This window comes from Enterobacter cloacae complex sp. ECL414 (assembly GCF_021869685.1).
GTDB lineage: Bacteria > Pseudomonadota > Gammaproteobacteria > Enterobacterales > Enterobacteriaceae > Enterobacter > Enterobacter kobei.
The window spans coordinates 3,713,818-3,739,163 of sequence record NZ_CP091481.1; the positions used below are offsets into that span (position 1 = coordinate 3,713,818).

The following is a 25,346-nucleotide window of genomic DNA, read 5'->3' on the forward strand; positions in this document are numbered from 1 at the left end:
GGAGGTTATTTCATACTGTCAGCGAGGGTGTTCACGTTGTGGCGAAATGCCTTAACGTAGGTATCAGCAACCCCACCTTTTGCCGACAGGGCTTCCGGGTAAAGTTCGCCTCCCGGCTGCGCGCCTGTCGCCGTCGCAATTTGCTTCACCAGACGCGGATCGAGCTGGTTTTCCATAAACCAGGTTTTCACGCCATCGGCTTTGATCTGATTGATAATCTCAGCGACCTGCGCTGCGCTGGCCTCGCTCTCTGAAGAGAGCCCTTGCGGTGCCATGAAGGTGACGCCATACGCGCGGCTAAAATAGCCGAATGCGTCATGGCTGGTCAGCACGTTACGTTTTTCCTGTGGGATCTGGCTAAAGCGGGTTTTGGCCCAGCCGTCCAGTTGCGTCAGTTGCGCGATATACGGCTGGCCTGAAGCCTCCAGTGCCGCTTTATCCTCTGGATCTGCTTTCACCAGCCCGTTCAGAATATTTTGTGCATACAGCGCACCGTTCGCCGCGCTATTCCAGGCATGCGGGTCGGTCACGGTCTTTCCATCTTCCTCGAGCGTGTGCGTTTTTACCCCGGTTGAGGCCACAACCAGCTGCCCTTTGAAACCGGAGGCTTTCACCAGACGGTCGAGCCACCCTTCCAGCCCCAGACCGTTGACCACCACCACGTCAGCCTTGCTCAGCGCCGCGCTGTCTTTAGGTGACGGTTCGAAGGTATGCGGATCGCCGTCCGGCCCGACCAGCGTCGTCACGTTCACATGGTCGCCGCCCACTTCCTGCGTAATATCTCCCAGTATCGAAAAGCTGGTCACCACATTCAGCGTTTTCGCCATCACGCCGTTCGACAGCATACCCAGCGCAAGCGCCATCACTACTCCTGTAAGTTTCATCGTTTCCCCTTGCCTTAAAAAAGCGCGCGCAGACTGCCAGCCAGCCTGCTTCGCGTGCCAAATAAAACAGAAATAAAGAACAACGCGCTGGCGGTCAGCACAATGGACGGTCCGGCGGGCAGACTGATTGCCCAGGACAAACTTAAGCCCAGCCACGCGCAGAAAATTCCGCTGATGCCGGCCATCAAAAGCAAACCTGGCAATGTGCGCACCCAGCAGCGTGCCGCCACCGCCGGGAGCATCATCAGCCCGACGGCCATCAGCGTGCCGAGCACCTGAAAACCGGCCACCAGGTTAAGCACCAGCAGCGCCAGAAACAGTCCGTGGAGCAGGCCGGGCAACCCGCGGGCATTGACCTGCAACCAGGCGGTATCAAAGGCTTCGGTCACCAGCCCACGATAGAAAATCGCCAGCGTTATCAGGGTGAACATGCAAACGCCCGTGACAAACAGCGCCGCATCGTTGTCCACCGCAAGAATGGAACCAAACAGCAGATGCAGCAGATCGACATTCGACCCGCGCAGCGACACCAGCGTGACGCCCAGTGCCAGTGAGCCAAGGTAAAATCCGGCAAAGCTGGCATCCTCTTTAAGCGGCGTGCGTCGGCTCACCAGGCCGGCCACCAGCGCCACGGTAATACCGGCAATAAAACCACCGATACTCATCGCCAGCAGCGACATACCGCTGAGCAAATACCCTACGGCGACACCGGGTAAAATGGCGTGAGAAAGGGCATCACCCATCAGGCTCATCCGGCGCAGCTGGAGGAATACGCCGAGTGCGGTGGTACTGACAGAAAGGGCCAGGCAGACCACCAGCGCACGACGCATAAAGCCGTACTCAATAAACGGCTGGAAAAAGAGATGCCAAATCATGCCACCCTCACCCGCTCGGTTTTCCAGTGAGGAATGTCAGCATCCAGTATTAATGTCTGCGGGAAGTGGCGTGCCACACGCTCGCTGTCATGCAATACCGCAAGCAGAGTCTGGCCCTGCATATACATCTCCAGCATCAGATCCATCAGCACGTTGCAGGTCGCTTCGTCGACGCCGGTGAAAGGCTCATCGAGCAACACAAGCGGTGCCTGCTGCACTAAAACGCGGGCAAATAACATGCGCTGAAACTGCCCACCGGAGAGTTCATCAATGGTGGAAAGCGCCATCGACGCCAGCCCGACCCGCTCCAGCGCGCTGGCAATGCGTAACCGCGTTTCCCGACGAAACCCGGATAAGAGCGATATGCCCGGCCAGCAGCCCATACTCACCACGTCCTGAACGGTGAGCGGAAATTGCGCCTCGAGTGCGTGGCGCTGTGCCAGCCAGCCAATCACCGGGCGCTTACCCTGCCAGCGAAAGCTGCCGCCCACGGGAGGAATAAACCCGGCGAGCGTCTTCAGCAGCGTGGATTTTCCGCAGCCATTGGCGCCGACGATAGCCGTCATACTGCCGCGCTCGATCGTGCCTGAGAGGGGCCGCGTTACAGGCTGGCGGTCATAGCCCGCGACCAGTTCGTTCATCAGGATCATGGCAGTGCCACCGCCCAGCGCACGGCCAGCCCGATAAGAACAATAAGCACCAGCGCCAGTAAAAGCCGAACCGGAGCAGACAGAGAGAAAAGGGACGTTGACATCTCGATACCACGTTAAATGTTATAACATAACAATAATGAAAGGTGATTGAGATGTAAATGGCGGGTTTGAAAAGGGAGTGTGGCGAAATGTTTCTGTAAAACGACCCTCTCCCGTGGGAGAGGGTCAGGGTGAGGGCATCAGGCCTACCCGTCAGAGCGACTTACTGACTAAACGGTGGCGCCGCCGGCACGCGGGCCTGCGAGACCGCCAGCCCCAGCTGCCACACGGCCATGGCATAATGAGTGCTGTGGTTATAGCGGGTGATGGTGTAGAAGTTCGGCATGCCGTACCAGTACTGATAACCGGTTCCCACGTCCAGACGCAGCAGGCTTACCTGGTCAACATTGCCCAGCGGCTGCGTTGGCGTTAAGCCTGCCGCCGTCAGCTGCGCGACGCTGTATTTGGTTTTAAAGCCGTTTTCCAGACCAAATGCCTCGCCGTTCGCCTGCACGGCTACCTGTCCACCAGGCGTCCAGCCGTGCGCTTTGAAGTAGTTTGCCACGCTGCCGATGGCATCCACCGGATCCCACAGGTTGATATGACCATCGCCATTGAAGTCGACGGCATATTGTTTATAGGAGGATGGCATAAACTGGCCGTAGCCCATCGCACCGGCAAACGAACCTTTCAGATCGAGCGGGTCGTCCTGCTCGTTGCGCGCCATCAGCAGGAAGGTTTCCAGCTCGGAAGAGAAATACTCCGCGCGGCGCGGGTAGTTAAAGGAGAGCGTCGCCAGCGCATCGAGGATGCGGGTTTTGCCCATTACGCGGCCCCAGCGGGTTTCCACGCCGATAATCCCGACGATGATCTCCGGCGGCACGCCGTATACCTGCCACGCGCGATTAAGGGCATCTTCATACTGATTCCAGAACACCACGCCGTTTTGCACGTTGTCCGGGGTAATAAACTGTTTGCGATAGCGCAACCATGCGCCGTTTGGCCCGGTAGGGACCTGTGCCGTCGGTGCCTGTCTGTCCATCAGGCGCAGCACGTAGTCCAGACGCTTTGCCTGGGACAAAATTTCGTGCAGCTGCTGGCGGTCAAAGCCGTGTTTGCTCACCATTTTATCAATGAACTGCTCGGCCGCCGGGTTATTCGCGAAGTCGCCACCCATCTGCATCATATTGTGCTGCGGCTCCAGCAGGAACCCTCCGGAAGGGGCGCCAGCCGTTTGCTGAACAGCTTCGGTCTTAGGTTTGCTACTGCAGGCAGACAGCAGAATAAGCGCTGGCAACAGCGCTGCATAACGACGCTTGAACATGAGACATCCATTTAACGGGTTCGATAAGAACCCAGTATGGTAAAGCATCCGTAACACCTCAAGGAAGCGGTACGCACCTCCCCAACGCAAATCCGTGCTTTTTTCCACCGGAAATCATTCACCACATCAATTAACTTTCAAAATAATCCATTTTTCTTTCATTGTGAGATCTAACTAACACTTTAAAACCTTTCAAAGTGATTATTATTAGCCCCAGCAATACAAAACAAAAAAGCCCCACAGGAGAGAACAATGATAGAAACCATCACCCACGGCGCCGAGTGGTTCATCGGGCTGTTTCAGAAAGGCGGAGAAGTGTTCACCGGCATGGTGACCGGGATCCTGCCCCTGCTGATCAGCCTGCTGGTGATCATGAACGCGCTGATTAACTTTATCGGCCAGCATCGCATTGAACGCTTCGCTCAGCGCTGCGCCGGGAACCCGCTGTCCCGCTACCTGATTTTGCCGTTCATCGGCACCTTCGTGTTCTGCAACCCGATGACCTTAAGCCTCGGCCGCTTTATGCCAGAAAAGTACAAGCCGAGTTATTACGCCGCCGCCTCCTACAGCTGCCATTCGATGAACGGCCTGTTCCCGCACATCAACCCCGGAGAGCTGTTTGTTTACCTCGGTATCGCCAGCGGCCTTACCACCCTTGGTCTGCCGCTCGGCCCGCTGGCGGTCAGTTACCTGCTGGTTGGCCTGGTGACCAACTTCTTCCGCGGCTGGGTCACAGACCTCACCACCGCCATTTTCGAGAAAAAAATGGGTATCCAGCTTGAACAAAAAGTCCATCTTTCAGGAGCCACAGCATGAACCGGATCCGCATTGAGAAAGGCACGGGTGGCTGGGGCGGCCCGCTGGAGTTCGACGCCACCGAAGGCAAAAAGATCGTTTACATCACCGCAGGCACGCGCCCGGCGATCATCGATAAGCTGCGTGAGCTGACCGGCTGGGAAGCCGTCGATGGCTTTAAAGAGGGTGAGCCGCCGGAAGCGGAAATCGGCGTGGCGGTGATCGACTGCGGCGGCACGCTGCGCTGCGGCATCTATCCGAAGCGGCGTATTCCGACGGTGAATATCCACTCCACCGGCAAATCCGGCCCGCTGGCACAGTACATCCTTGAAGACATCTATGTGTCGGGCGTGAAAGAGGACAACATCACTCTGGTGAATGGCAGTCCCGCGCCGCAAAAAGTGGCCCCGCGAGATTACGATACCAGCAAGAAAATCACCGAGCAGAGCGACGGCCTGCTGGCGAAGGTCGGGATGGGGATGGGCTCCGCCGTGGCGGTGCTGTTCCAGTCCGGGCGCGACACCATCGACACGGTACTGAAAACCATTCTGCCGTTTATGGCGTTCGTCTCGGCGCTGATCGGCATCATCATGGCGTCCGGCCTGGGCGACTGGATTGCCCACGGCCTCGCCCCGCTCGCCAGCCACCCGCTCGGGCTGGTGACGCTGGCCCTGATCTGCTCCTTCCCGCTGCTGTCGCCGTTCCTCGGCCCGGGCGCGGTGATCGCTCAGGTCATCGGCGTACTGATTGGCGTGCAGATTGGCCTCGGCAATATTCCGCCACACCTCGCCCTGCCCGCCCTGTTTGCCATTAACGCCCAGGCCGCGTGCGACTTCATCCCCGTCGGACTGTCACTGGCCGAAGCGCGCCAGGACACCGTGCGCGTAGGCGTGCCGTCCGTATTGGTCAGCCGCTTCCTGACGGGCGCGCCGACGGTGCTGATTGCCTGGTTTGTCTCCGGCTTTATCTATCAATAAGAGGTTCCTGCGATGACCGTGATTTATCAGACCACCATTACCCGCATCGGCCAGAGCGCAGCGGATGCGCTCAGCGACCAGATGCTGATTACTTTCCGCGAAGGTGCCCCGGCGGATATCGAAGAGTTTTGCTTTATTCACTGCCACGGCGAGCTTAACGGCGAGCTGAAAGCAGGAAGCCAGCTGGAGCTGGGCGAGACGCGCTATGCGGTAACCGCCGTCGGCGATGTCGCCGAGCAAAACCTGCGCGAACTGGGCCATATCACCCTGCGTTTTGACGGACAGCCGCTGGCGGAGTATCCCGGTACGGTTCACGTAGCGGGCCCGGTTCCGCAGGCTGTCACCCCAGGCTGCACGTTAAAATTTGTTGCGTAATTAAGGAGAAACACATGAGTCAGGTTGCCGTTGTCATTGGTGGAGGACAAACCTTAGGTGAGTTCCTTTGCCGTGGGCTTGCCGCAGAAGGCTACCGCGTGGCGGTCGTGGATATTCAGAGTGAAAAAGCCGCCCGCGTGGCGGACACCATCAACACCGAATTTGGTGAAGGGATGGCGTACGGGTTTGGTGCCGACGCCACCAGCGAGCAAAGCGTAATGGCGCTCGCCCGCGGCGTGGACGAGATTTTTGGACGTACCGACCTGCTGGTCTACAGCGCGGGAATTGCGAAAGCGGCGTTTATCAGCGATTTCGAACTGGGGGATTTTGACCGCTCGCTGCAGGTCAATCTGGTGGGTTATTTCCTCTGCGCCCGCGAGTTTTCCCGCCTGATGATCCGCGACGGTATTCAGGGGCGCATTATTCAGATCAACTCGAAATCCGGGAAAGTGGGCAGCAAGCACAACTCCGGCTACAGCGCGGCCAAGTTTGGCGGCGTGGGGCTGACGCAGTCTCTGGCGCTGGATCTGGCCGAATACGGCATTACCGTTCACTCGTTGATGCTGGGCAACCTGCTGAAATCGCCAATGTTCCAGTCCCTGCTGCCGCAGTACGCCACCAAGCTCGGCATCAAGGCTGAGGACGTTGAGCAGTACTACATCGACAAAGTGCCGCTGAAGCGCGGGTGCGATTATCAGGACGTGCTGAACATGCTGCTGTTTTACGCCAGCCCGAAAGCGTCGTACTGCACCGGGCAGTCGATTAACGTCACCGGCGGGCAGGTGATGTTCTGATCGAGCGGTTTTGCCCGGTGGCGCTAACGCTTACCGGGCCTACAAAAACCTTCAAACCGTAGGCCGGGTAAGGCGCAGCCGCCACCCGGCAATTAAAGGAGTCAATATGGTCACCGCACTCATCACCGTCGCCGCCCTCGCCTGGATCTGCCAGATGGCGTTTGGCGGCTGGCAGATCCATCAGTTCAACCGCGCGTTTGATGCCCTGTGTCAGAAAGGTCGCGTGGGCGTCGGACGTTCCGGCGGACGCTTTAAACCGTGCGTGGTGGTCGCCGTTGTATTGGATGAACACGATCGCGTATGCGATTCCCTGATCATGCGTGGCATGACGGTGTTTGCTCGTCCGACTAAAATCCAGGCAATCAACGGCATTTCACTGCAGGAATTACGGCCTGATGTGATCTTTCCCCATGATTCAGGCTGTCAGAATGCACTATCATTAGCGCTTAATCTGAAACATGGATAATTTCGTTGTGAAAGCTATAGACTTGCGAAATTATCATTTCGCAACCTAAGGAACGAAGCGCCTATGAAACCACGTCAGCGGCAGGCGGCCATTCTCGAGTATCTGCAAAAGCAGGGGAAATGCTCGGTGGAGGATCTGGCCCACTACTTTGACACCACCGGCACGACAATACGCAAGGACCTGGTATTGCTCGAAAACTCTGGCGCCGTCATCCGAACTTACGGCGGGGTGATGCTGAATAAGGACGAAGCTGACCCGCCTATCGATCACAAAACGCTGATCAATACCCACCAGAAAGCGCTTATTGCCGAGGCCGCCGTTAAATTTATTCACGATGGTGATTCCATCATCCTCGACGCAGGCAGCACCGTCCTGCAAATGATCCCCCTGCTCAGCCGCTTTAACAACATCACGGTGATGACCAACAGCCTGCATATCGTCAACGCCCTGTCGGAATTTGACAGCGAGCAGACTATCCTGATGCCCGGCGGCACCTTTCGCAAAAAATCGGCGTCGTTTCACGGTCAGCTGGCCGAGAACGCTTTCGACCACTTCAGCTTCGATAAGCTGTTTATGGGCACCGACGGCATCGATCTGAACGCAGGCGTCACGACCTTCAATGAGGTATTCAGCGTCAGTAAAGCGATGTGCAACGCCGCACGGGAAGTGATTTTGATGGCAGACTCGTCGAAGTTTGGCCGCAAAAGTCCCAACATTGTCTGTAGCCTTGAAAGCGTTGATAAGCTGATTACCGACGCGGGGATTGATCCGGCGTTCAAAAAGGCGCTGGAAGAGAAAGGTATCGACGTGATCGTAACCGGAGAGAGAGATGAGTGATTTTCTGTTAGAAACGGGCCGCCAGACGCTGATGCTGGAGCTGCAGGAAGCCAGCCGCCTGCCAGAACGTCTGGGCGAGGATTTTGTCCGCGCCGCCAACACGATTATCCACTGCGAAGGCAAAGTGATCGTGGCGGGCATCGGTAAATCCGGCCATATCGGCAAAAAAATTGCCGCGACGCTGGCGAGCACCGGCACCCCGGCCTTCTTCGTGCATCCCGCCGAGGCGCTGCATGGCGATCTGGGGATGATTGAAAGCCGCGATGTGATGCTGTTTATCTCCTACTCCGGTTCGGCCAAAGAGCTGGATCTTATTATTCCGCGCCTGCAGGAGAAATCGGTCGCTCTGCTGGCGATGACCGGCAAATCCCGCTCGCCGCTGGCGCTGGCCGCTAAAGCGACGCTGGATATTTCCGTTGAGCGTGAAGCCTGCCCGATGCACCTTGCCCCGACCTCCAGCACCGTCAACACCCTCATGATGGGTGACGCGCTGGCGATGGCGGTGATGCAGGCGCGCGGATTTAACGAAGAAGATTTTGCCCGTTCGCATCCGGCGGGCGCGCTCGGCGCGCGGCTGCTCAATAAGGTTCATCATCTGATGCGCACTGACGATGCCATTCCCCAGGTCAAGCTCGATACCAGCGTGATGGACGCGATGCTGGAACTGAGCCGCACCGGGCTGGGGCTGGTCGCGGTGTGTGACGACAACGGTAGCGTCCAGGGCGTATTCACTGACGGCGACCTGCGGCGCTGGCTGGTTGGGGGTGGCAAACTGGAAACGAAAGTGTCTGACGCGATGACCAAAGGCGGGCTGACGCTGAATGCCGACAGCCGCGCCATTGAGGCCAAAGAGGTGCTGATGAAGCGCAAAATCACCGCCGCACCGGTGGTGGATGACGCCGGCAAGCTCTGCGGTGCCATCAACCTGCAGGATTTCTACCAGGCGGGGATTATTTAACCCTTCAGCCCAAGACGCTTCACCAGCCGGTGCAGGTTGGCGACGTCCATCTCCAGCGCCCGCGCGCACGCTGCCCAGCTGCGGTTGTTCTGCTCCAGCGCGCGGGTAATCATCTGACGCTGGAACGCTTCCGTCGCCTCGCGCAGGTTTTCATTTGCATTCTCCGGCACACGCTGAGCCACCGCCTGCACGGCGTCATCGTGCAACGCAAAATGACGCGCGTGGATCACAACCTCATCACCCGCACGCGTCGCCCGCGCCAGCACTACCGCACGGTGAATCGCATGCTCCAGCTCGCGCACGTTGCCCGGCCAGCCGTAGCTCAACAGATGCGCCCTCGCCCCCGGGCTGAGTACCACGCGGGAAAGCCCCATTCTGAGACGGCATTGCTCGCAGAAATAGCCCGCCAGCAGAACCACATCTTCTCCGCGCTCGCGCAGCGGCGGCACGGTAAGCGGGAACACGCTCAGACGGTGGAAAAGATCCGCGCGGAAATGCCCGGCCAGCACCGCTTCTCGCAGGTCGCGGTTGGTCGCCGCCAGCACGCGCACGTCCACCCGTAAGCTGCGGTCATCCCCCACGCGCTGGATGTCACCGTACTGCAATACGCGCAGCAGTTTGGCCTGGAGCGAAAGCGAAAGCTCTCCAATCTCATCGAGAAACAGCGTCCCGTTATCGGCCATCTCAAACTTACCGCTGCGGTTGCTGATGGCCCCGGTAAATGCCCCTTTGACGTGACCAAACAGCTCGCTTTCCGCCACGCTCTCCGGCAATGCGGCACAGTTAAGGTATACGAGCGGGTTGGCCGCGCGTGGTGAGGCTTCATGAATTGACTTCGCCACCAGCTCTTTACCGGTGCCGGTTTCACCGAAGATCAGCACGTTCAGGTCGGACGCGGCGACAATCTCAATCTCTTTTTTAAGCTGCGCTATGCCCGGCGACAGACCGATCATCTCCGTGTGCGCCACCGGCTCAAACGCCGACGGGCTGCCGGGAAGAATATTCTGGCTTTCCAGCTGTTCTATCAGCAACGCGTTATTGAGCGCCCCGGAAGCCAGCGCGGCAATCAGCCTTAACTCTTCATCACTGAAGGTGTCGAACTGGTCCGGCGACATGCCGTCGAGGGTTAATGCGCCAATCAGGTGTTGTCCGGCAAACAGCGGCAGACCGATACAGGCGTGCACCTTCAGGCTCTCCTGCCCCGGGATCAGACCGTCGTAGGGATCCGGCAAGTCGCTGTCCGCCGGGAAACGTACCACGTCACCCGCACGGGCAATGGTTTCCAGCCGCGGATGCCCTTCAAGAGTAAACCGCCGCCCGAGAACATCTTTCGCGAGCCCGTCGATAGCCAGCGGAATAAATTGTCTCCCCTCGTAGCGCAACAGCGCCGAGGCATCGCACGCCAGCACGTGACGCAGCGTGGAGATAAGCCGCTGAAAACGGTCCTGATGACCGATACCGGTTTGCAGTTCAATGGCGATCTTCGCCAGCACATCTACGGAAAAACTCATGGCTGCCTCGCTGTCATTTTGACAATAAATAGTGTCATATTGACCGTCATCAGGATAGTCATAATGACTACTCATCACGAGGTATATACATAATAATCCATTAAAATCAATAAAATAAAAGTTGGCACGCAATGTGATATAGGCAAATCATCTTATTCAAAAACGCTGTATTACGTTGAGGTTGCTATGTCTATTCTGGTTAAAAATAACATTCATTGGGTGGGTCAACGTGACTGGGAGGTGCGTGATTTCCACGGGACGGAATACAAAACGCTGCGCGGCAGCAGCTACAACAGCTATCTTATCCGTGAAGGCAAAAACGTACTGATCGATACCGTCGATCACAAATTCAGCCGCGAGTTCGTGCAGAACCTGCGCAGCGAAATCGATCTCGACGCAATCGACTACATCATCATCAACCACGCGGAAGAGGATCACGCCGGTGCGTTGACCGAGCTGATGTCTTACATTCCGAATACACCGATCTACTGCACCACCAACGCCATCGACTCGATCAACGGTCATCACCATCATCCGGAGTGGAATTTCCACACCGTGAAAACCGGCGACTCGCTGGATATCGGCAACGGCAAACAGCTGATCTTCGTTGAAACCCCGATGCTGCACTGGCCGGACAGCATGATGACCTACATGACCGGCGACGCGGTATTGTTCAGCAACGACGCCTTTGGCCAGCACTACTGTGACGAACGCCTGTTCAATGATGAAGTGGATCAGACCGAACTGTTTGAGCAGTGCCAGCGATACTACGCCAACATTCTGACCCCGTTCAGCCGTCTGGTGACGCCAAAAATCACCGAGATCATCGGCTTTAACCTGCCGGTGGACATGATTGCCACCTCCCACGGCGTGGTGTGGCGTGAAAACCCCACCCAGATCGTTGAACTGTACCTGAAATGGGCGGCGGATTATCAGGAAGACCGCATCACGATTTTCTACGACACCATGTCCAATAACACCCGCATGATGGCGGACGCCATAGCCCAGGGCATCAACGAAGTGGATCCGAACGTGGCGGTGAAAATCTTCAACGTGGCGCGCAGCGATAAAAACGAGATCCTCACCAATGTCTTCCGCTCAAAAGGCGTGCTGGTGGGCACCTCCACGATGAACAACGTGATGATGCCGAAAATTGCTGGCCTGGTGGAAGAGATGACCGGCCTGCGTTTTCGCAACAAACGCGCCAGCGCGTTTGGCTCTCACGGCTGGAGCGGCGGCGCGGTAGATCGCCTCTCTACCCGTCTGCAGGATGCAGGTTTTGAGATGTCCCTGAGTCTGAAAGCGAAATGGCGCCCGGATATCGACGCGCTGGAAATTTGCCGTCAGCATGGCCGCGACATTGCCCGTCAGTGGGCGCTCGCACCGCTTCCTGAGGCGTCTGCAAAATCTACCGAACAGCAGGAAGCCTGTGCCTGTGCAGCTGCCGCTGCTGCACACCTCGGCCCACGCATGCAGTGCAGTGTTTGCCAGTGGATCTACGACCCGGAACGGGGTGAACCCCTTCAGGACGTTGCCCCGGGCACACCGTGGTGCGACGTGCCGGATACCTTCCTCTGCCCGGAATGTTCCCTCGGTAAAGACGTCTTTGACGAACTGGGTACGGAGGCAAAATGAATCACGGAATCGTCATCATCGGTTCGGGCTTCGCCGCCCGCCAGCTGGTGAAAAATATCCGCAAACAGGACGCTAACGTGCCGGTGACGGTGATCGCCGCCGACAGCATGGATGAGTACAACAAACCTGATTTAAGCCATGTCATCAGCCAGAATCTGCGCGCCGAAGACCTCACCCGCCAGTCGGCGGGGGAGTTCGCGGAACAGTTTAACCTGCGCCTGTTTCCCTACACCTGGGTTACCGATATCGACGCCGCCGCGCACGTCGTGAAGGCGAAAGACAAAATCTGGCAGTACGACAAGCTGGTGCTGGCCACGGGGGCCTCTGCCTTTGTGCCGCCCGTTGAAGGGCGAGAGCTGATGATCACCCTAAACAGCCAGCAGGAGTATCAGGCAAGCGAAACGGGGCTTCGCGATGCGCAACGCGTGATGATCGTCGGCGGTGGGCTGATTGGTACCGAGCTGGCGATGGATTTCTGCCGCGCGGGTAAAACCGTTACCCTGGTTGACCACGCGGCGAGCATTCTGTCGGCGCTGATGCCCGCAGAAGTAAGCAGCCGCTTACAGCATCGACTGACCGACATGGGCGTCCATCTGCTGCTCAAATCGCAGTTACAGAGTCTGAGCAAAACCGCAGGCGGCATTCGTGGGGCACTCGACCGCAACCGCAGCGTTGAAATGGATGCGGTGGTTGCCGCGACGGGTCTGCGCCCGGAAACCGCGCTGGCACATCGCGCAGGCGCCGAAACAGACCGCGGCGTAAAGGTCGACAGCTACCTGCAAACCTCACAGCCGGACATTTATGCCCTGGGCGACTGCGCGGAAATTAACGGCCGGGTGCTGCCGTTCCTGCAACCGATCCAGTTGAGCGCCATGATCCTGGCGAAAAACCTGATCGGCGTCAGCGCGCCGCTAAAGCTTCCGCCGATACTGGTGAAGGTGAAAACGCCGGACCTGCCGCTGCACCTTGCGGGAGAAACGCAGCGACAGGATCTGAGCTGGCAAATCGCCATTGAATCACAGGGGATGGTGGCGCGCGGCATCGACGCAGATGAACAACTGCGCGCCTTTGTGGTGAGCGAAGAGAGAATGAAGGAGGCGTTCGCGCTGCTGAAATCGCTACCTGCTTAACCGTCGTATTGCCGGGTGGCGCTGCGCTTACCCGGCCTACAAAACAACAAAAAGAGAGTTGAGGCAAAAATTCAGGAGCGCACCACCAGCGCATCGTAGCCGCGCCAGCGGTAGTTGGCCATGGAGATCAGCCAGCAGGCAACAAACAGCCCGACCACCACAAACCCGGCGTTGCCGAGGTTATCGTTCACCGCGCCCACCGCATCCCAGATGCCGCCGCTAAGGGCAAATTTATCCATCAGCAGACCCAGCGCTTCCAGCCCACCAATGAACAGCGCCACCACCACGGAGGTACCCGTAATGGTCATGTTGTAGTAGAGCTTGCGCTGCGGTTTGTTAAACGCCCAGCCGTAGGCACCGACCATCAGCAAATTGTCGAGGGTATCCACCAGCGCCATACCGCTGGCGAAGAGCGCCGGGAAGATCATGATTGACCACACCGACATCCCGCTGGAGGCGCTGGCGGCAGAAATCCCCAGCACGCCAATTTCAGTGGCGGTATCAAACCCGAGACCAAACAGGAAGCCCACCAGGTACATCTGCCAGCTTTTATTGACGAGGCGGAAGGTTTTGCCAAACAGCCAGCTCATCACCCCACCCTGGGCGGGAAGCTCCACGTCGCTGCGGGCCGCATGCCCCTTTTTCAGCGCCTGGAAACTGCACCATACGCCGCGCAAAATCACCATATTCACCAGCGCCATCGCCAGCAGGAAGGTGGCGGAAACGGCGGTGCCAATCAGGCTCCCGGTCTCGTGGAACCATGCCATATTTTTCTGAAACGCCGTGGCGGTGGCGGCGATAGCGATGGAAGCCAGCACCACGATGGTGGAGTGCCCCAGCGAGAACCACGCCCCCACGCCGGACGGGCGTTTGCCCTGCTGCATCATCTTACGCGTCACGGTATCAATGGCAGCAATGTGGTCGGCATCCACCGCATGACGCAGCCCGTAACACCAGGCCAGCAGGCTTGCCGCCATCAGCGCCGTACTGCCGCTGAAGGTGTGCCATGCCCAGCCCCAGGCCAGCAGGTTTGCCATTACCAGTGCCAGCAGCAGAAGCGCGGCGCGAGGTTCATTGCGTAACAGTCGTAACATTTTAAATCCTTTGTGAACATGACCGGGCAGCGGCGACCACCGCCTGCCCGAAGGAGATCGCTCCGTCACCTGCAGGCAGGCGCGAAGGAAAAAGAAGCGTAAAGTCAGAAAGATAATGCCGCAGGCGCGCGCGCAGCAGGCGGTTATGTAACACACCGCCACTGAGGCAGATTGTTGAAAGCGATAAGCGTCGGGCATGGGATGCGGCATGCTCCGACAGCCCTCTGGCCAGCGCATCGTGAAACGCCCACGCGCGCTCGCAGGGCTCCGCCTGCCAGGCAAGCCACTGTTGCCAGAAAAGTGCAAGGTCTTCCACCGACAGCGTAACCGGGTGTTTCACACCGTTGCACCGTGCCGCCAGCGCCTCCAGCCTGCAGGCCGCTTCGCCTTCGTAGCGCTGCGTATCGATGCCCAGCGCACAGGCAACCGCATCAAACAGGCGTCCACAGGACGAGGCCCGCGGCGCGTTGATGCCACGCTGGATCGCCGTCGCCAGTAGCGGCCAGTTCTGGCCCTGCACTGCCCGCGTTTCCGGAAACTGCTGCCAGTCAGGCACAAAGGCCAGGCAGTGGGCGAGCAAATTGCGCCACGGCTGCTTCGCTGCCAGATCGCCCCCCGGCAGCGCAACGGCAGGCAGGCCACCCAAATGTTCGCAGTCGACATAGTTCACCCGCAGGCACTCTCCGCCCCACAGCGCGCCGTTCTCGCCCATGCCGATCCCGTCCAGCGTCAGGGCGATAACGTCCCCACCGCCGAGCGGCCAGCCATTTTCAGCCAGACACGCCGCCGCATGGGCATGATGATGCAGCACGGTTTCAACGGGCAGCGCCTGCTCCAGCGCCCACTGACTGGCGTGATACGCCGGATGGGCATCGCACACGACACGCGCGGGCTTAAAGGCATAAACCTGTTGCATCATTGCCAGCGCCGAACGCCACTGTGCGTCGACCCCCTCGTCACTGAGATCGCCAAAATGTGGGCTCAACACAGCCTGATTTCCGCGCACCAGGCAGAAGGTATTTTTCATCTCTGCCCCGGTTGACAATATGGCAGGGATATCGTCAAACCCGGCGGGTAACGTGATGGCATCCGGCACAAAACCGCGCGCGCGACGCAGCATCGTACCATCCCGATCCACCACCGAATCATCCATCCGTTGCAGAATATCGCGGTTGTGCAGCAGGAAGCCGTCAGCCATGTCGCGGAGCGCATCCAGCGCTTCCTGATTCGTCATCGCAGGCGGGCGGCCGCTGAGGTTACCGGAGGTCATCACCAGCGGACGCTGGCAGTCCATCATCAGTAAATGCTGAATCGGATTCGCAGGCAGCATCACGCCGACACAATCTAGCCCCGGCGCAATGGCCTCAGGCAGTGCGGGAAGCGAGGCTTTGGGCGTCAACACAATGGGCGCAGCAGGAGAGCGTAGCAGGGTCTGCATCGCCTCCGGCAGGTCATCCGCATCGGGGATCATCACCGCCAGCGGCTTCGTCGGGCGCTGTTTGCGTGCCCGTAGCGTCGCCACCGCCTGCGGGTTAAGCGCGTCGCAGGCGAGGTGAAAGCCTCCCAGCCCCTTGATGGCGACAATCCCGCCGCTTTTTAGCTTCTCCACTGCGGCGCGTAATGCCGGTTCGCGCGTGGCGACGCTGTCCCCGGCTCGCCACATCAGCGCTGGCCCGCAGTCCGGGCAGGCCACCGGCTGAGCGTGAAAACGCCGATCGGCCGGGTTGCGATACTCGGCTTCACACGGTACGCACAGCGGGAAGTCGGCCATTGACGTGGCCGGGCGATCGTAGGGCATGGCGCGGATGATGGTGAAGCGCGGGCCGCAATGGGTACAGTTGATAAACGGGTAACGATAACGGCGCTCGCGGGGATCGCGCATCTCCGCCAGGCACGCCGGACAGGTGGCGGCATCCGGCACGATTTGCGTGTCCATCGCTCCGCTCTCGCTCTGGCGGATGGTAAAATCCGTCGGCAGAGCGGACCAGCTAAAGGGCTGCGTGTCTACGTCGTCAATCCGAGCCAGCGGTGGGCAGTCCTGGCGCAGCCTCGCAGTAAAGTCCCCCCCATTACCCGCGAGACGCACCAGGACACCCTCTCCGTCGTTACAGACGTCGCCCGTCAGCATCATCTGGTGCGCCAGCTGCCAGACAAAGGGACGAAACCCCACGCCCTGCACTTTGCCACGCACCCGAAGCTGTACGCCGTTAACGCGCATTGCGACTTAAAACAGCAGCGATGACGAGGTGTCAAACGCTGCGCGACGGCGTTTTTCTGCGCTCATCTGCTCGAGCTTGTCGCGATCCACGCAGACCAGCGCGTGTGTCGGGCAGGCTTCCATACAGGCCGGGCCAGCTTCGCGGTGGTAGCAAAGGTCGCATTTGTTGGCCTCGGCTTTCTCCGCCCGCACGCTCAGGCCCATACCGCTGTTGCGTACTACCGGACGGACAACCACTTCCATCGCGCCATACGGGCAGGCGACCACGCAGGTTTTACAGCCAATGCAGCGCTCCTGCATCACATGCACAAAGCCCTTCTCGCGTTTAATCGCCCCGTTCGGGCAGACGTTCGCGCACGGTGCGTCTTCGCACTGGCGACAAATAGCGGCGGTGGAAATATTCACGCCTTTAATGACGTGGATGCGTGGCAAAAACGTGTCGGGGGTAAGTGATGCGCAATCCTGCTCCGCCTGATGGGAAACCACGCACGCCACTTCACAGGTACGGCAACCAATGCACTTACTGGCATCGGCCATAATAAAACGGTTCATCTGCTTCTCCAGCATTACAGTTATGCGCGGAGCTATTCATAAACCGTGCCAATTATTAACAAATTGATTTTAAACGACTTTAAAAATCACAGTCGCGCTGTCATCGTCACTTATGACGATGACAGCTGTCGACATCAGCAGTGGGGGCCGTCAGTCACGGAGTCGCGCAGGATAAGCTCGCCGGAGAACGTTTGCTGATATTTGAATTCACCGCCGTCGAGCATGAAAATCAGACGACTGATGGTTTCCTGGATCATCTCCGTGACCGGAATACGCACGCTGGAGAGCGAAGGCACAATGTACGGCGCTATCGCCACGTCGTCGAAGCCGATGACTGACACCGCGTCCGGCGTGGCAACGCCGCTCTCGTGCAGCTGTTTAATGGCGCCAATCGCCATGTCGTCATTGCTCGCCACCAGCGCCGTAAAGCGTTCGCCGCGTGCGAGCAGTTCGGATACCGCCGCCGCGCCGCTGGCCGGGTTCCACTTCCCTTCGGCGATAAGCTCGTCGCGCAAGGCAATACCGTGCTGCGTCAGCGCATCTTTGTAACCGGACAGTCGCTCAACGCCGGTCGGGGAATCCAGCGAACCGGTGATAAACGCAATCTCCCGGTGCCCTTTTGCAATCAGCTGCGACACCGCGTCCTGACAGGAAGCTTTATGATCGGACCAGACGCTGTGGCTGCTGTTTTTCCGCAGGCGGCGGTTGAGCACCATAATCGGCTGCTCACACTTCTCAACGATCGCATCCAGTTCATCCACGTTCAAAAAGCGCGGGTAGATGATCACCGCGTCGCAGCGCATATCGAGCAGATACTGGATCGCCTCGCGCTCTTCATCCGCGCTGTGCTTGCCGTCCGCGAGGATCAACTGCCGCCCTTTCTCTTCCGTCATTCGTGCGGCATGAAACAGCAGTTCGCTAAAGTAGACGCCGTGATAAAGGGTGTTCGTCACCACCAGCCCCAGGGTCTGGGTACGTTTGGTCGCCAGGTTTCGCGCCAGTAAATTCGGGCGATAACCGCTCTCTTCAATGGCCTGAAAAACCCGGTCTTTGGTCTCCTGGCTGACATAGCCATTTCCCGACAGCACGCGGGATACCGTCGCTTTCGAAACGCCTGCCCGCTTCGCCACTTCAAGCATCGTGGTCATGTTGTTATTCCATCTGAATCTGATGAAGCGCAGTGTACTGCACTGCAGAAAAATTGTCGCAGCGGCGAAATCACGCTTTCGCTAACGACCAGTGATCATCATCACGAATTGAAAAAATGACCAAAAAGCGATCTTGTTTCACTCAAAGAAACTCATGATGATTATGTGGAACCGGTTTCCTACATTTCACACAACGATAACAGGATCACATCCGATGGCCAAAAATTACGCTGCGCTGGCGAACGACGTTATCAGCGCGCTGGGCGGCAAAGAGAACATCGTCGCCGTCACCCACTGCATGACGCGACTGCGTTTCGTTCTGAAAGACGAAACCCTCACCGACGCCGCGCGCCTGAAAAGCATCAGCGGCGTGCTTGGCGTAGTGCGTAACGACAACCAGTGCCAGGTGATCATTGGCAACACGGTTTCTCAGGCCTACCGCGAAGTGGTAAGCCTGCTGCCCGTTGACCTGCAGCCCGCGGTGCCGGAAGGCCCGCAGAAGCTGACGTTACGCCGCATTGGCGCCGGGATCCTCGACGCGCTGATCGGCACCATGTCGCCGCTGATCCCCGCGATCATCGGCGGTTCGATGGTCAAGCTGCTGGCGATGATCCTTGAGATGACCGGCGTGCTGCCAAAGGGTGCGCCAACGCTTACCATTCTGACGGTGATTGGCGACGGGGCATTCTTCTTCCTGCCGCTGATGGTGGCCGCCTCGGCGGCAGTGAAATTCAAAACCAATATGTCGCTGGCGATCGCCATTGCGGGCGTGCTGGTGCACCCGAGCTTTATCGAGCTGATGGCGAAAGCCGCGCAGGGCGAGCATGTTGAGTTCGCCTTTATCCCGGTGACGGCGGTGAAATACACCTACACCGTTATCCCCGCGCTGGTGATGACCTGGTGCCTGTCTTACATCGAACGCTGGGTCGATCGCATTACCCCGGCGGTGACGAAAAACTTCCTCAAGCCGATGCTGATCGTCCTGATTGCCGCCCCGCTCGCCATCGTGCTGATTGGGCCGCTCGGGATCTGGATCGGGAGCGCTATCTCCGCACTGGTTTACACCATTCACGGCTATCTGGGCTGGCTCTCCGTCGCCATCATGGGCGCACTCTGGCCGCTGCTGGTCATGACGGGGATGCACCGCGTCTTTACGCCAACCATCATTCAGACCATTGCCGAAACGGGTAAAGAAGGGATGGTCATGCCGTCAGAAATCGGCGCCAACCTGTCGCTCGGCGGTTCGTCTTTAGCGGTGGCATGGAAAACCAAAAACCCGGAACTGCGCCAGACGGCGCTGGCTGCGGCGGCTTCTGCCATCATGGCGGGGATCTCTGAACCGGCACTGTACGGTGTGGCGGTACGTCTCAAGCGTCCGCTGATTGCAAGCCTGATCAGCGGCTTTATCTGCGGCGCGGTGGCTGGCATCGCGGGTCTTGCCAGCCACTCCATGGCGGCGCCGGGGCTGTTTACCAGCGTGCAATTCTTCGACCCGGCCAACCCGATGACCATCGTCTGGGTATTCGGCGTGATGGCGCTGGCAGTTGTGCTGTCGTTTGTTCTGACCCTGCTGTTAGGGTTTGAGGATATCCCGGTCGAAGACGAGGCCGAAAAAGCGCGCGCTCTGCAGACCGCGGCGGTACAGAACAACGCAGCAAAAGCATAAATTGAAAGCGAGGTAAGAATGTCTGTTTTTCCACAAGGATTTTTATGGGGCGGCGCGCTTGCCGCTAACCAGAGTGAAGGTGCTTACCGTGAAGGCGGCAAAGGACTGACGACGGTCGATATGATCCCCCACGGCGCCAATCGTCTGGCGGTGAAGCTCGGCAAGGAAAAGCGTTTTTCGCTGCGTGACGACGAGTTTTACCCGAGCCACGAGGCGATTGATTTTTACCATCGCTATAAAGAAGACATTGCCCTGATGGCGGAGATGGGATTTACGGTATTCCGCACCTCGATTGCCTGGAGCCGCCTCTACCCGAACGGTGACGAACCGCTGCCGAACAAAGAGGGCATAGCCTTTTACCGCGCGGTATTTGAGGAGTGCAAAAAGTACAACATCGAGCCGCTGGTGACGCTCTGCCACTTCGACGTGCCGATGCACCTGGTGACGGAATACGGCTCCTGGCGCAACCGCAAGATGGTCGACTTCTTCGCCCGCTACGCCCGCACCTGCTTTGAGGCATTTAACGGGCTGGTAAAATACTGGCTGACTTTCAACGAAATCAACATCATGCTGCACAGCCCGTTCTCCGGTGCCGGGCTGGTGTTTGAGGAAGGTGAAAACGAAGATCAGGTAAAATATCAGGCCGCGCACCACGAGCTGGTGGCGAGCGCGCTGGCAACCAAAATCGCTCACGAGGTGAACCCGGAAAATCAGGTGGGCTGCATGCTGGCGGGCGGTAACTTCTATCCGTACTCCTGCAAACCGGAAGACGTGTGGATGGCGCTGGAGAAAGACCGCGAGAACCTGTTCTTTATCGACGTGCAGGCACGCGGCCGCTATCCGGCCTACTCCGCTCGCGTGTTCCGTGAGAAAGGCGTGGTCATTGTCAAAGACCCTGGCGATGACGAGCTGCTGAAAAACACCGTCGATTTTGTCTCGTTCAGCTATTACGCCTCGCGCTGCGCGTCGGCGGATATGAACGCGGGCAACACCAGCGCGGCAAACATCGTGAAGTCCCTGCGTAACCCGCACATTCAGGTGAGCGAATGGGGCTGGGGCATTGACCCGCTTGGCCTGCGCATCACCATGAACATGATGTACGACCGCTACCAAAAGCCGCTGTTCCTGGTGGAAAACGGCCTGGGTGCGAAAGATGTCATTGATGAAAACGGCGAGATTAACGACGACTACCGCATCAGCTATCTGCGCGAGCATATCCGCGCGATGGGTGATGCGATTGAGGACGGCGTGCCGCTGATGGGCTACACCACCTGGGGCTGTATCGACCTGGTTTCAGCGTCTACCGGCGAAATGAGCAAACGCTACGGGTTCGTGTACGTTGACCGCGACGATGCGGGGAACGGCACGCTGGACCGGAAGCGCAAGAAATCGTTCTGGTGGTATAAGAAGGTGATTGCGAGTAACGGGGGCGATCTCGAGTAGCCTGTTGCCCTCACCCCGGCCCTCTTCCACAGGGAGAGGGAACGGGTTTGGTAGGCCGGGTAAGGCGAAGCCGCCACCCGGCACTGCTCAGAGCGGAGAAAACCCCCCGTCTCCAACCCACCCTTCAAGCCGTGAATAAACCACTTCCACCGCCTCTTTTACCGGCGGCGTCATCGGGTAATAAAACCCAACAATGTCCGGCTGAATCCCAAGGAACATCACCTCGCCCACGTCGTCCTTGATCTGATCCACGAGGTAATTCAGCGGCATATTGTGGGTCGTCATCATAAACATCCCGGCAATGTCGTCCGGGTCAATGAGTCGGATCTCTCCGGGGTTGAGCCCCATATCGGTAGCATCGACAATCAGCAGCCTCTCCGGGCGCAGCTCGCGGATGGCGACCACGTCATTTTCTGGCGCGCTACCGCCGTCAATCACCACCCAGTTGCCATGAGGGTTCGCGGCGCACATCTCTGCCAGCAGCGGGCCCGCGCCGTCGTCGCCCATCATGCTGTTGCCGACACACAGTAAAACGTCAGTCACGTAATCTCCTCACCATCAGGTAGATGGCACTCTCCTGATGAATATCATGCAGCATGCCGAGCAACGTTTTGCTCCACGCCTGCTGTTCGGCGGATTGCCTGCTCAGCGCCGCATCAAAGGCGTTGGCGAGTATCGCAATGTGGTTGGCATCGATGACGATCTCACCGTACTTTGGCACGCCTTCCATTTTACGCCGTGCCGTGCTGCCCTCCTCCAGCGTGGCGATCCACGCCAGGTACTCAGGCCAGGGGCAGCTCAGCGCGGCCTCCAGACAGTCAATCACCCCGAGGTGATGCCCAATCGCCAGGCTGTAATAGACCACCTGCTGCGCCGCATCCGGCGTGGCATCGTTCTCATCAATAAACTTACGGCTCAGTTGACTGAACACCACCGTTTCACTCATCGGATACGCGCCTCGTCCACAATGCTGTTCAGGTTCGCCACAATCTCATTCAGACGCGGATCGTTTTCCGCCTCCAGCCAGCGGGCTACCTGCTGCTCGCCCTGACTCAGCAAACGCAGATAATCGTCGGCAATCTGACGACCATAACGGTAACCCGCCAGCCTGCGCGCCGTGCGGTCGACCTTCACCCGCAGCGGCTGCACCATATCCGGATGGAGGAGCATCGCGGGCTGGTTGTCGAGCTCGCCCGGTTCACGGGCGTGGATTTTCTGCTCCAGCAGGCCAAGCGCCATCGCAAAGCCGTACAGCGTGGCGGCAGGCGTCGGCGGGCAGCCCGGAATGTAAACATCCACCGGTACGATTTTGTCGGTGCCGCCCCAGACGCAGTAGAGATCGTGGAAGATGCCGCCGCTGTTGCCGCAGGCACCGTAGGAGATGCAGATTTTCGGGTCTGGCGCAGACTGCCAGGCACGCAGCGCGGGCGAGCGCATGGCACGGGTGACCGCCCCGGTAAACAGCAGAATATCCGCATGGCGCGGAGACGGCACCACTTTGATACCGAAGCGTTCAGCGTCAAACAGCGGCGACAGCGTAGCGAAGATCTCGATCTCGCAGCCGTTACAGCCGCCGCAGTCCACGCGGTAGACGTAGGCCGAACGTTTGATTTTTTTCAGCAGCGACGCCTTCATGCTGGCAATGGATTCCTCCACCGTCATTGGCACCGGCATGCCATTGTCGTCGCGCGGGCCGAGTAAGTGTTCCATCAGCTGGCCTCTCTCATATGGCGGGTGATATCAATCCGGTCGGACGGCAGCAGGCATTTCTGACGCTTACACTCCGGGCAGGTTTCAAAACTTTCACGGTGATGTTCCGCCCGGACGTCACCGTTGTGCTGCAGCAGCGCGATGGCGTAGTCGATCTCTTTTTGCACGGCGAACGGACGCTTGCAGACGCGGCAGTGACACAGCGCGAAACGCGACTGCTGGAGGAAATCGGCTTTCTTCCACACTGCCAGCTCGTACTCCTGCGACAGGCGAATGGCGACCGTCGGGCAAACTTCCTCGCAGCGGCCGCAGAAAATGCAGCGTCCGAGGTTAAACTGCCAGGCCAGTTCGCCGGTTTTGAGATCCGTTTCCACCGTCAGGGCATTCGACGGGCAGGCATTGACGCAGGCCGCGCAGCCTATGCACTGCTGCGGATTGTGCTCCGGCTTGCCGCGAAAGTTTTTATCGACCGGCATCGGCTCCAGCGGATAACGGCTGGTCTGCGTGCCGGTTTTGATCACTTTTTTGATAAAGGTAAACATGGCGAGTCCTTATTTCAGCGGCGAGTTCTTACGCTCGATGCTGTAGCGCTCAAGCTCTTTGTACGGCACCACCTGGCTTTTCTTCTTGCGCACGTCCACCACGGTCATGCGGTCGGTGCAGGAGTAGCACGGGTCGAGGCTACCGATGATCAGCGGCGCATCGGAGACCGTATTGCCGCGCAGCATGTAGCGCAGCGTTGGCCAGTTGGCGTAGGTCGCCGCACGGCAGCGCCAGCGGTAGAGCTTCTGGTTGTCGCCAGTCATGCTCCAGTGGATATCGTCCCCGCGCGGCGCTTCTGCAAAGCCGAGCGCGAAGCGGTTCGGGATGTAGGTGAAGCCCTCTACCATCAGCGGACCGCCCGGCAGGTTATCGAGGCCGAAGTCGATCATGTTCAGGGCAGTGAACACCTCGTTAATGCGGACTTTCAGACGTGAGATGACGTCGCAGCCCTGCTCGCTGTGCACGGTCATGGGCAGCAGGCCGTAGCCGACGAACGGGTGATCGGCGCGGGTGTCGCGGGCGTGGCCGCTGGCGCGCACCATCGGGCCGACGTTGCTGAAGTCGCGGGCAATTTCCGGATCAAGACGGCCAATCCCTACGGTGCGCTGCTCGATGTTTGGCGTGCTGAGCAGCATATCCACCAGCTCCTGCACGTCCCGGCGCATCTGCTGCGCCAGCTGACGGGTCTGGATCATGTCATCTTTCAGCAGGTCGCGGCGGATCCCGCCGATCAGGTTCAGCCCGTAGGTTTTACGCGCCCCGGTGAGGATCTCCGCCATCTTCATCGAGGCTTCACGCACGCGGAAGAACTGCATAAACCCGGAGTCAAAACCGACGAAGTGGCAGGCCAGGCCGAGGTTTAGCAGGTGCGAGTGCAGACGTTCCACCTCCAGCAGAATGGCGCGGATCATCTGCGCACGTTCCGGCACCACGATCCCCATGCCGTTCTCTACCGACGTGGTGTACGCGGTGCTGTGGGCAAAGCCGCAGATGCCGCACACGCGGTCAGAAAGGAAAGTCACTTCGTTGTAGCCCATGCGGGTTTCCGCCAGCTTTTCCATGCCGCGATGGACGTAGAAGAGGCGGTAGTCGGCGTCGATAATGTTTTCGCCGTCGACGAACAGGCGAAAATGGCCCGGTTCGTCGGAGGTGACGTGCAGCGGGCCAATCGGCACCACGTTGTTCTTTTTACTGCCCAGCTCGTTAATGAACTCGTAGGTTTCGCTGTCGGTGGTCGGCGCCGGGCGCTGGCGGTAGTCCATGCTGTCTTTACGCAGCGGATAGAGTTCATCCGGCCAGTCGTCCGGCAGCACCAGACGGCGCTCGTCCGGCAGGCCGACCGGCACCAGGCCGTACATGTCGCGCACTTCGCGTTCGCCCCAGACGGCAGCAGGCACCCGCGGCGTAACGGACGGATATTCCGGCTTATTCGGATCGACTTCGACGCGCACGGTCAGCCAGCACTTCTCGCCCTGCTCCATCGACATCACGTAGTACACGGCGTAATTGCCACATAGCTGGCGCTCGTCGTTACCGAACAGCACCGACAGCCAGCCGCCCTGCTGGTAGTAAAGAAACTCCACCACCTCCGGCAGGTAGTTCACCTTTATGGTGACGGTGATCTGGTCTTTGGTTTGCCAGGACTCTTCCAGCACCACGCCGGGGAAAGCCTGGTGCAACGCGGCGAGATACTGCTGACCTTTCTTTTCTTCAGACATA

General features: G+C 58.8%; 25 protein-coding genes. 11 read left to right on the forward strand and 14 right to left on the reverse strand.

What is annotated here, in order from left to right:
- Positions 1-5: 5 nt before the first annotated feature.
- From L3068_RS17870 to mltB, 4 genes are all read right to left on the reverse strand, one after another.
- Positions 6-884, reverse strand: a complete 879-nt coding sequence (locus tag L3068_RS17870) for a metal ABC transporter substrate-binding protein (RefSeq protein ID WP_117580972.1) — start codon at positions 882-884, stop codon at positions 6-8.
- A 14-nt stretch (positions 885-898) separates the two neighbouring features.
- Positions 899-1,759 carry a metal ABC transporter permease gene (locus tag L3068_RS17875; protein ID WP_014884981.1) on the reverse strand — a complete coding sequence of 287 codons (861 nt, stop codon included), beginning with the start codon at positions 1,757-1,759 and terminating at the stop codon, positions 899-901.
- A complete protein-coding gene (locus tag L3068_RS17880; protein ID WP_117580974.1) occupies positions 1,756-2,409 on the reverse strand; it encodes a metal ABC transporter ATP-binding protein in 654 nt (217 codons plus the stop codon). Before L3068_RS17880 ends, L3068_RS17875 begins: the two co-directional genes overlap by 4 nt.
- Before the next feature lie 265 nt (positions 2,410-2,674).
- Positions 2,675-3,775 carry a lytic murein transglycosylase B gene (gene mltB / locus L3068_RS17885; protein WP_181969309.1) on the reverse strand — a complete coding sequence of 367 codons (1,101 nt, stop codon included), beginning with the start codon at positions 3,773-3,775 and terminating at the stop codon, positions 2,675-2,677.
- Positions 3,776-4,027: 252 nt separating this feature from the next.
- Here mltB and srlA point away from each other — a divergent pair, with 252 nt between their 5' ends.
- The 7 genes from srlA (at position 4,028) to gutQ (ending at position 8,977) form a co-directional block, all read left to right on the forward strand.
- Positions 4,028-4,591: a PTS glucitol/sorbitol transporter subunit IIC gene (gene srlA / locus L3068_RS17890; protein WP_023331154.1), complete on the forward strand. Its 564-nt coding sequence runs from the start codon at positions 4,028-4,030 to the stop codon at positions 4,589-4,591.
- On the forward strand, positions 4,588-5,547 hold the full coding sequence (srlE, locus tag L3068_RS17895; RefSeq protein WP_047343685.1) for a PTS glucitol/sorbitol transporter subunit IIB: 960 nt from the start codon (positions 4,588-4,590) through the stop codon (positions 5,545-5,547). The genes srlA and srlE overlap by 4 nt, the downstream gene beginning before the upstream one ends.
- 12 nt (positions 5,548-5,559) lie before the next feature.
- Positions 5,560-5,922, forward strand: coding sequence for a PTS glucitol/sorbitol transporter subunit IIA (srlB, locus tag L3068_RS17900; protein WP_047343686.1), 363 nt, complete (start codon positions 5,560-5,562; stop codon positions 5,920-5,922).
- Between the two features lie 14 nt (positions 5,923-5,936).
- Positions 5,937-6,716, forward strand: a complete 780-nt coding sequence (gene srlD, locus L3068_RS17905) for a sorbitol-6-phosphate dehydrogenase (RefSeq protein ID WP_014884988.1) — start codon at positions 5,937-5,939, stop codon at positions 6,714-6,716.
- Between the two features lie 106 nt (positions 6,717-6,822).
- Positions 6,823-7,182, forward strand: a complete 360-nt coding sequence (gutM, locus tag L3068_RS17910) for a transcriptional regulator GutM (RefSeq protein WP_047343687.1) — start codon at positions 6,823-6,825, stop codon at positions 7,180-7,182.
- Positions 7,183-7,245: 63 nt separating this feature from the next.
- Positions 7,246-8,019 (forward strand): glucitol operon DNA-binding transcriptional repressor SrlR, encoded by a 774-nt coding sequence (gene srlR / locus L3068_RS17915; protein ID WP_014884990.1) that lies wholly within the window; start codon positions 7,246-7,248, stop codon positions 8,017-8,019.
- Positions 8,012-8,977 (forward strand): arabinose-5-phosphate isomerase GutQ, encoded by a 966-nt coding sequence (gene gutQ, locus L3068_RS17920; protein WP_014884991.1) that lies wholly within the window; start codon positions 8,012-8,014, stop codon positions 8,975-8,977. Before srlR ends, gutQ begins: the two co-directional genes overlap by 8 nt.
- On the opposite strand, the gene norR is transcribed toward gutQ, so the two are convergent.
- Positions 8,974-10,488: a nitric oxide reductase transcriptional regulator NorR gene (gene norR / locus L3068_RS17925; RefSeq protein WP_117580978.1), complete on the reverse strand. Its 1,515-nt coding sequence runs from the start codon at positions 10,486-10,488 to the stop codon at positions 8,974-8,976. The two genes, gutQ and norR, sit on opposite strands and share 4 nt — an antisense overlap.
- A 186-nt stretch (positions 10,489-10,674) precedes the next feature.
- Here norR and norV point away from each other — a divergent pair, with 186 nt between their 5' ends.
- Both norV and norW read left to right on the forward strand, forming a co-directional pair.
- On the forward strand, positions 10,675-12,123 hold the full coding sequence (gene norV / locus L3068_RS17930) for an anaerobic nitric oxide reductase flavorubredoxin (protein ID WP_047343688.1): 1,449 nt from the start codon (positions 10,675-10,677) through the stop codon (positions 12,121-12,123).
- A complete protein-coding gene (gene norW, locus L3068_RS17935) occupies positions 12,120-13,253 on the forward strand; it encodes an NADH:flavorubredoxin reductase NorW (RefSeq protein WP_117580980.1) in 1,134 nt (377 codons plus the stop codon). The genes norV and norW overlap by 4 nt, the downstream gene beginning before the upstream one ends.
- A gap of 71 nt (positions 13,254-13,324) precedes the next feature.
- Here norW and L3068_RS17940 read toward each other — a convergent pair whose 3' ends face one another.
- The 4 genes from L3068_RS17940 to L3068_RS17955 all read right to left on the reverse strand — a co-directional run bounded on the left by L3068_RS17940 (position 13,325) and on the right by L3068_RS17955 (position 18,265).
- Complete coding sequence (locus L3068_RS17940) at positions 13,325-14,347, reverse strand: HoxN/HupN/NixA family nickel/cobalt transporter (RefSeq protein ID WP_023337689.1); 1,023 nt, start codon at positions 14,345-14,347, stop codon at positions 13,325-13,327.
- Position 14,348: 1 nt separating this feature from the next.
- Positions 14,349-16,565: a carbamoyltransferase HypF gene (hypF, locus tag L3068_RS17945; protein ID WP_047343690.1), complete on the reverse strand. Its 2,217-nt coding sequence runs from the start codon at positions 16,563-16,565 to the stop codon at positions 14,349-14,351.
- A gap of 6 nt (positions 16,566-16,571) precedes the next feature.
- On the reverse strand, positions 16,572-17,117 hold the full coding sequence (hydN, locus tag L3068_RS17950; protein ID WP_008499565.1) for an electron transport protein HydN: 546 nt from the start codon (positions 17,115-17,117) through the stop codon (positions 16,572-16,574).
- A gap of 134 nt (positions 17,118-17,251) precedes the next feature.
- Complete coding sequence (locus L3068_RS17955) at positions 17,252-18,265, reverse strand: LacI family DNA-binding transcriptional regulator (protein ID WP_023337691.1); 1,014 nt, start codon at positions 18,263-18,265, stop codon at positions 17,252-17,254.
- Between the two features lie 214 nt (positions 18,266-18,479).
- Here L3068_RS17955 and ascF point away from each other — a divergent pair, with 214 nt between their 5' ends.
- Positions 18,480-19,931: a PTS cellobiose/arbutin/salicin transporter subunit IIBC gene (gene ascF, locus L3068_RS17960; protein WP_023331163.1), complete on the forward strand. Its 1,452-nt coding sequence runs from the start codon at positions 18,480-18,482 to the stop codon at positions 19,929-19,931.
- Positions 19,932-19,949: 18 nt separating this feature from the next.
- Complete coding sequence (locus L3068_RS17965) at positions 19,950-21,374, forward strand: 6-phospho-beta-glucosidase (protein ID WP_023331164.1); 1,425 nt, start codon at positions 19,950-19,952, stop codon at positions 21,372-21,374.
- Between the two features lie 87 nt (positions 21,375-21,461).
- Here the strand turns inward: L3068_RS17965 and hycI are convergent, their stop codons facing one another.
- The 5 genes from hycI to hycE are packed head-to-tail and all read right to left on the reverse strand — an operon-like array spanning position 21,462 to position 25,345.
- Positions 21,462-21,917 carry a hydrogenase maturation peptidase HycI gene (hycI, locus tag L3068_RS17970; protein ID WP_117580982.1) on the reverse strand — a complete coding sequence of 152 codons (456 nt, stop codon included), beginning with the start codon at positions 21,915-21,917 and terminating at the stop codon, positions 21,462-21,464.
- Positions 21,910-22,320: a formate hydrogenlyase maturation HycH family protein gene (locus L3068_RS17975; RefSeq protein WP_023338751.1), complete on the reverse strand. Its 411-nt coding sequence runs from the start codon at positions 22,318-22,320 to the stop codon at positions 21,910-21,912. The genes hycI and L3068_RS17975 overlap by 8 nt, the downstream gene beginning before the upstream one ends.
- A complete protein-coding gene (locus L3068_RS17980) occupies positions 22,317-23,084 on the reverse strand; it encodes an NADH-quinone oxidoreductase subunit B family protein (protein WP_014885001.1) in 768 nt (255 codons plus the stop codon). The genes L3068_RS17975 and L3068_RS17980 overlap by 4 nt, the downstream gene beginning before the upstream one ends.
- Complete coding sequence (locus L3068_RS17985; RefSeq protein ID WP_014885002.1) at positions 23,084-23,626, reverse strand: formate hydrogenlyase complex iron-sulfur subunit; 543 nt, start codon at positions 23,624-23,626, stop codon at positions 23,084-23,086. The genes L3068_RS17980 and L3068_RS17985 overlap by 1 nt, the downstream gene beginning before the upstream one ends.
- A 9-nt stretch (positions 23,627-23,635) precedes the next feature.
- Positions 23,636-25,345 carry a formate hydrogenlyase subunit HycE gene (gene hycE / locus L3068_RS17990; RefSeq protein ID WP_014885003.1) on the reverse strand — a complete coding sequence of 570 codons (1,710 nt, stop codon included), beginning with the start codon at positions 25,343-25,345 and terminating at the stop codon, positions 23,636-23,638.
- Position 25,346 lies beyond the last annotated feature (1 nt).

Excerpts from the sequence above, each read along its gene's own strand:
- norR (WP_117580978.1), bottom strand. The coding sequence starts at position 10,488 with ATGAGTTTTTCCGTAGATGTGCTGGCGAAGATCGCCATTGAACTGCAA.
- srlA (WP_023331154.1), top strand. The coding sequence starts at position 4,028 with ATGATAGAAACCATCACCCACGGCGCCGAGTGGTTCATCGGGCTGTTT.
- ascF (WP_023331163.1), top strand. The coding sequence starts at position 18,480 with ATGGCCAAAAATTACGCTGCGCTGGCGAACGACGTTATCAGCGCGCTG.
- L3068_RS17980 (WP_014885001.1), bottom strand. The coding sequence starts at position 23,084 with ATGGAACACTTACTCGGCCCGCGCGACGACAATGGCATGCCGGTGCCA.
- mltB (WP_181969309.1), bottom strand. The coding sequence starts at position 3,775 with ATGTTCAAGCGTCGTTATGCAGCGCTGTTGCCAGCGCTTATTCTGCTG.
- hypF (WP_047343690.1), bottom strand. The coding sequence starts at position 16,565 with ATGCGCGTTAACGGCGTACAGCTTCGGGTGCGTGGCAAAGTGCAGGGC.
- L3068_RS17880 (WP_117580974.1), bottom strand. The coding sequence starts at position 2,409 with ATGATCCTGATGAACGAACTGGTCGCGGGCTATGACCGCCAGCCTGTA.
- L3068_RS17955 (WP_023337691.1), bottom strand. The coding sequence starts at position 18,265 with ATGACCACGATGCTTGAAGTGGCGAAGCGGGCAGGCGTTTCGAAAGCG.
- hydN (WP_008499565.1), bottom strand. The coding sequence starts at position 17,117 with ATGAACCGTTTTATTATGGCCGATGCCAGTAAGTGCATTGGTTGCCGT.
- hycE (WP_014885003.1), bottom strand. The coding sequence starts at position 25,345 with ATGTCTGAAGAAAAGAAAGGTCAGCAGTATCTCGCCGCGTTGCACCAG.
- norV (WP_047343688.1), top strand. The coding sequence starts at position 10,675 with ATGTCTATTCTGGTTAAAAATAACATTCATTGGGTGGGTCAACGTGAC.
- L3068_RS17875 (WP_014884981.1), bottom strand. The coding sequence starts at position 1,759 with ATGATTTGGCATCTCTTTTTCCAGCCGTTTATTGAGTACGGCTTTATG.
- L3068_RS17940 (WP_023337689.1), bottom strand. The coding sequence starts at position 14,347 with ATGTTACGACTGTTACGCAATGAACCTCGCGCCGCGCTTCTGCTGCTG.
- L3068_RS17975 (WP_023338751.1), bottom strand. The coding sequence starts at position 22,320 with ATGAGTGAAACGGTGGTGTTCAGTCAACTGAGCCGTAAGTTTATTGAT.
- gutM (WP_047343687.1), top strand. The coding sequence starts at position 6,823 with ATGGTCACCGCACTCATCACCGTCGCCGCCCTCGCCTGGATCTGCCAG.
- L3068_RS17870 (WP_117580972.1), bottom strand. The coding sequence starts at position 884 with ATGAAACTTACAGGAGTAGTGATGGCGCTTGCGCTGGGTATGCTGTCG.
- srlR (WP_014884990.1), top strand. The coding sequence starts at position 7,246 with ATGAAACCACGTCAGCGGCAGGCGGCCATTCTCGAGTATCTGCAAAAG.
- norW (WP_117580980.1), top strand. The coding sequence starts at position 12,120 with ATGAATCACGGAATCGTCATCATCGGTTCGGGCTTCGCCGCCCGCCAG.
- srlB (WP_047343686.1), top strand. The coding sequence starts at position 5,560 with ATGACCGTGATTTATCAGACCACCATTACCCGCATCGGCCAGAGCGCA.
- gutQ (WP_014884991.1), top strand. The coding sequence starts at position 8,012 with ATGAGTGATTTTCTGTTAGAAACGGGCCGCCAGACGCTGATGCTGGAG.
- L3068_RS17985 (WP_014885002.1), bottom strand. The coding sequence starts at position 23,626 with ATGTTTACCTTTATCAAAAAAGTGATCAAAACCGGCACGCAGACCAGC.
- L3068_RS17965 (WP_023331164.1), top strand. The coding sequence starts at position 19,950 with ATGTCTGTTTTTCCACAAGGATTTTTATGGGGCGGCGCGCTTGCCGCT.
- srlD (WP_014884988.1), top strand. The coding sequence starts at position 5,937 with ATGAGTCAGGTTGCCGTTGTCATTGGTGGAGGACAAACCTTAGGTGAG.
- srlE (WP_047343685.1), top strand. The coding sequence starts at position 4,588 with ATGAACCGGATCCGCATTGAGAAAGGCACGGGTGGCTGGGGCGGCCCG.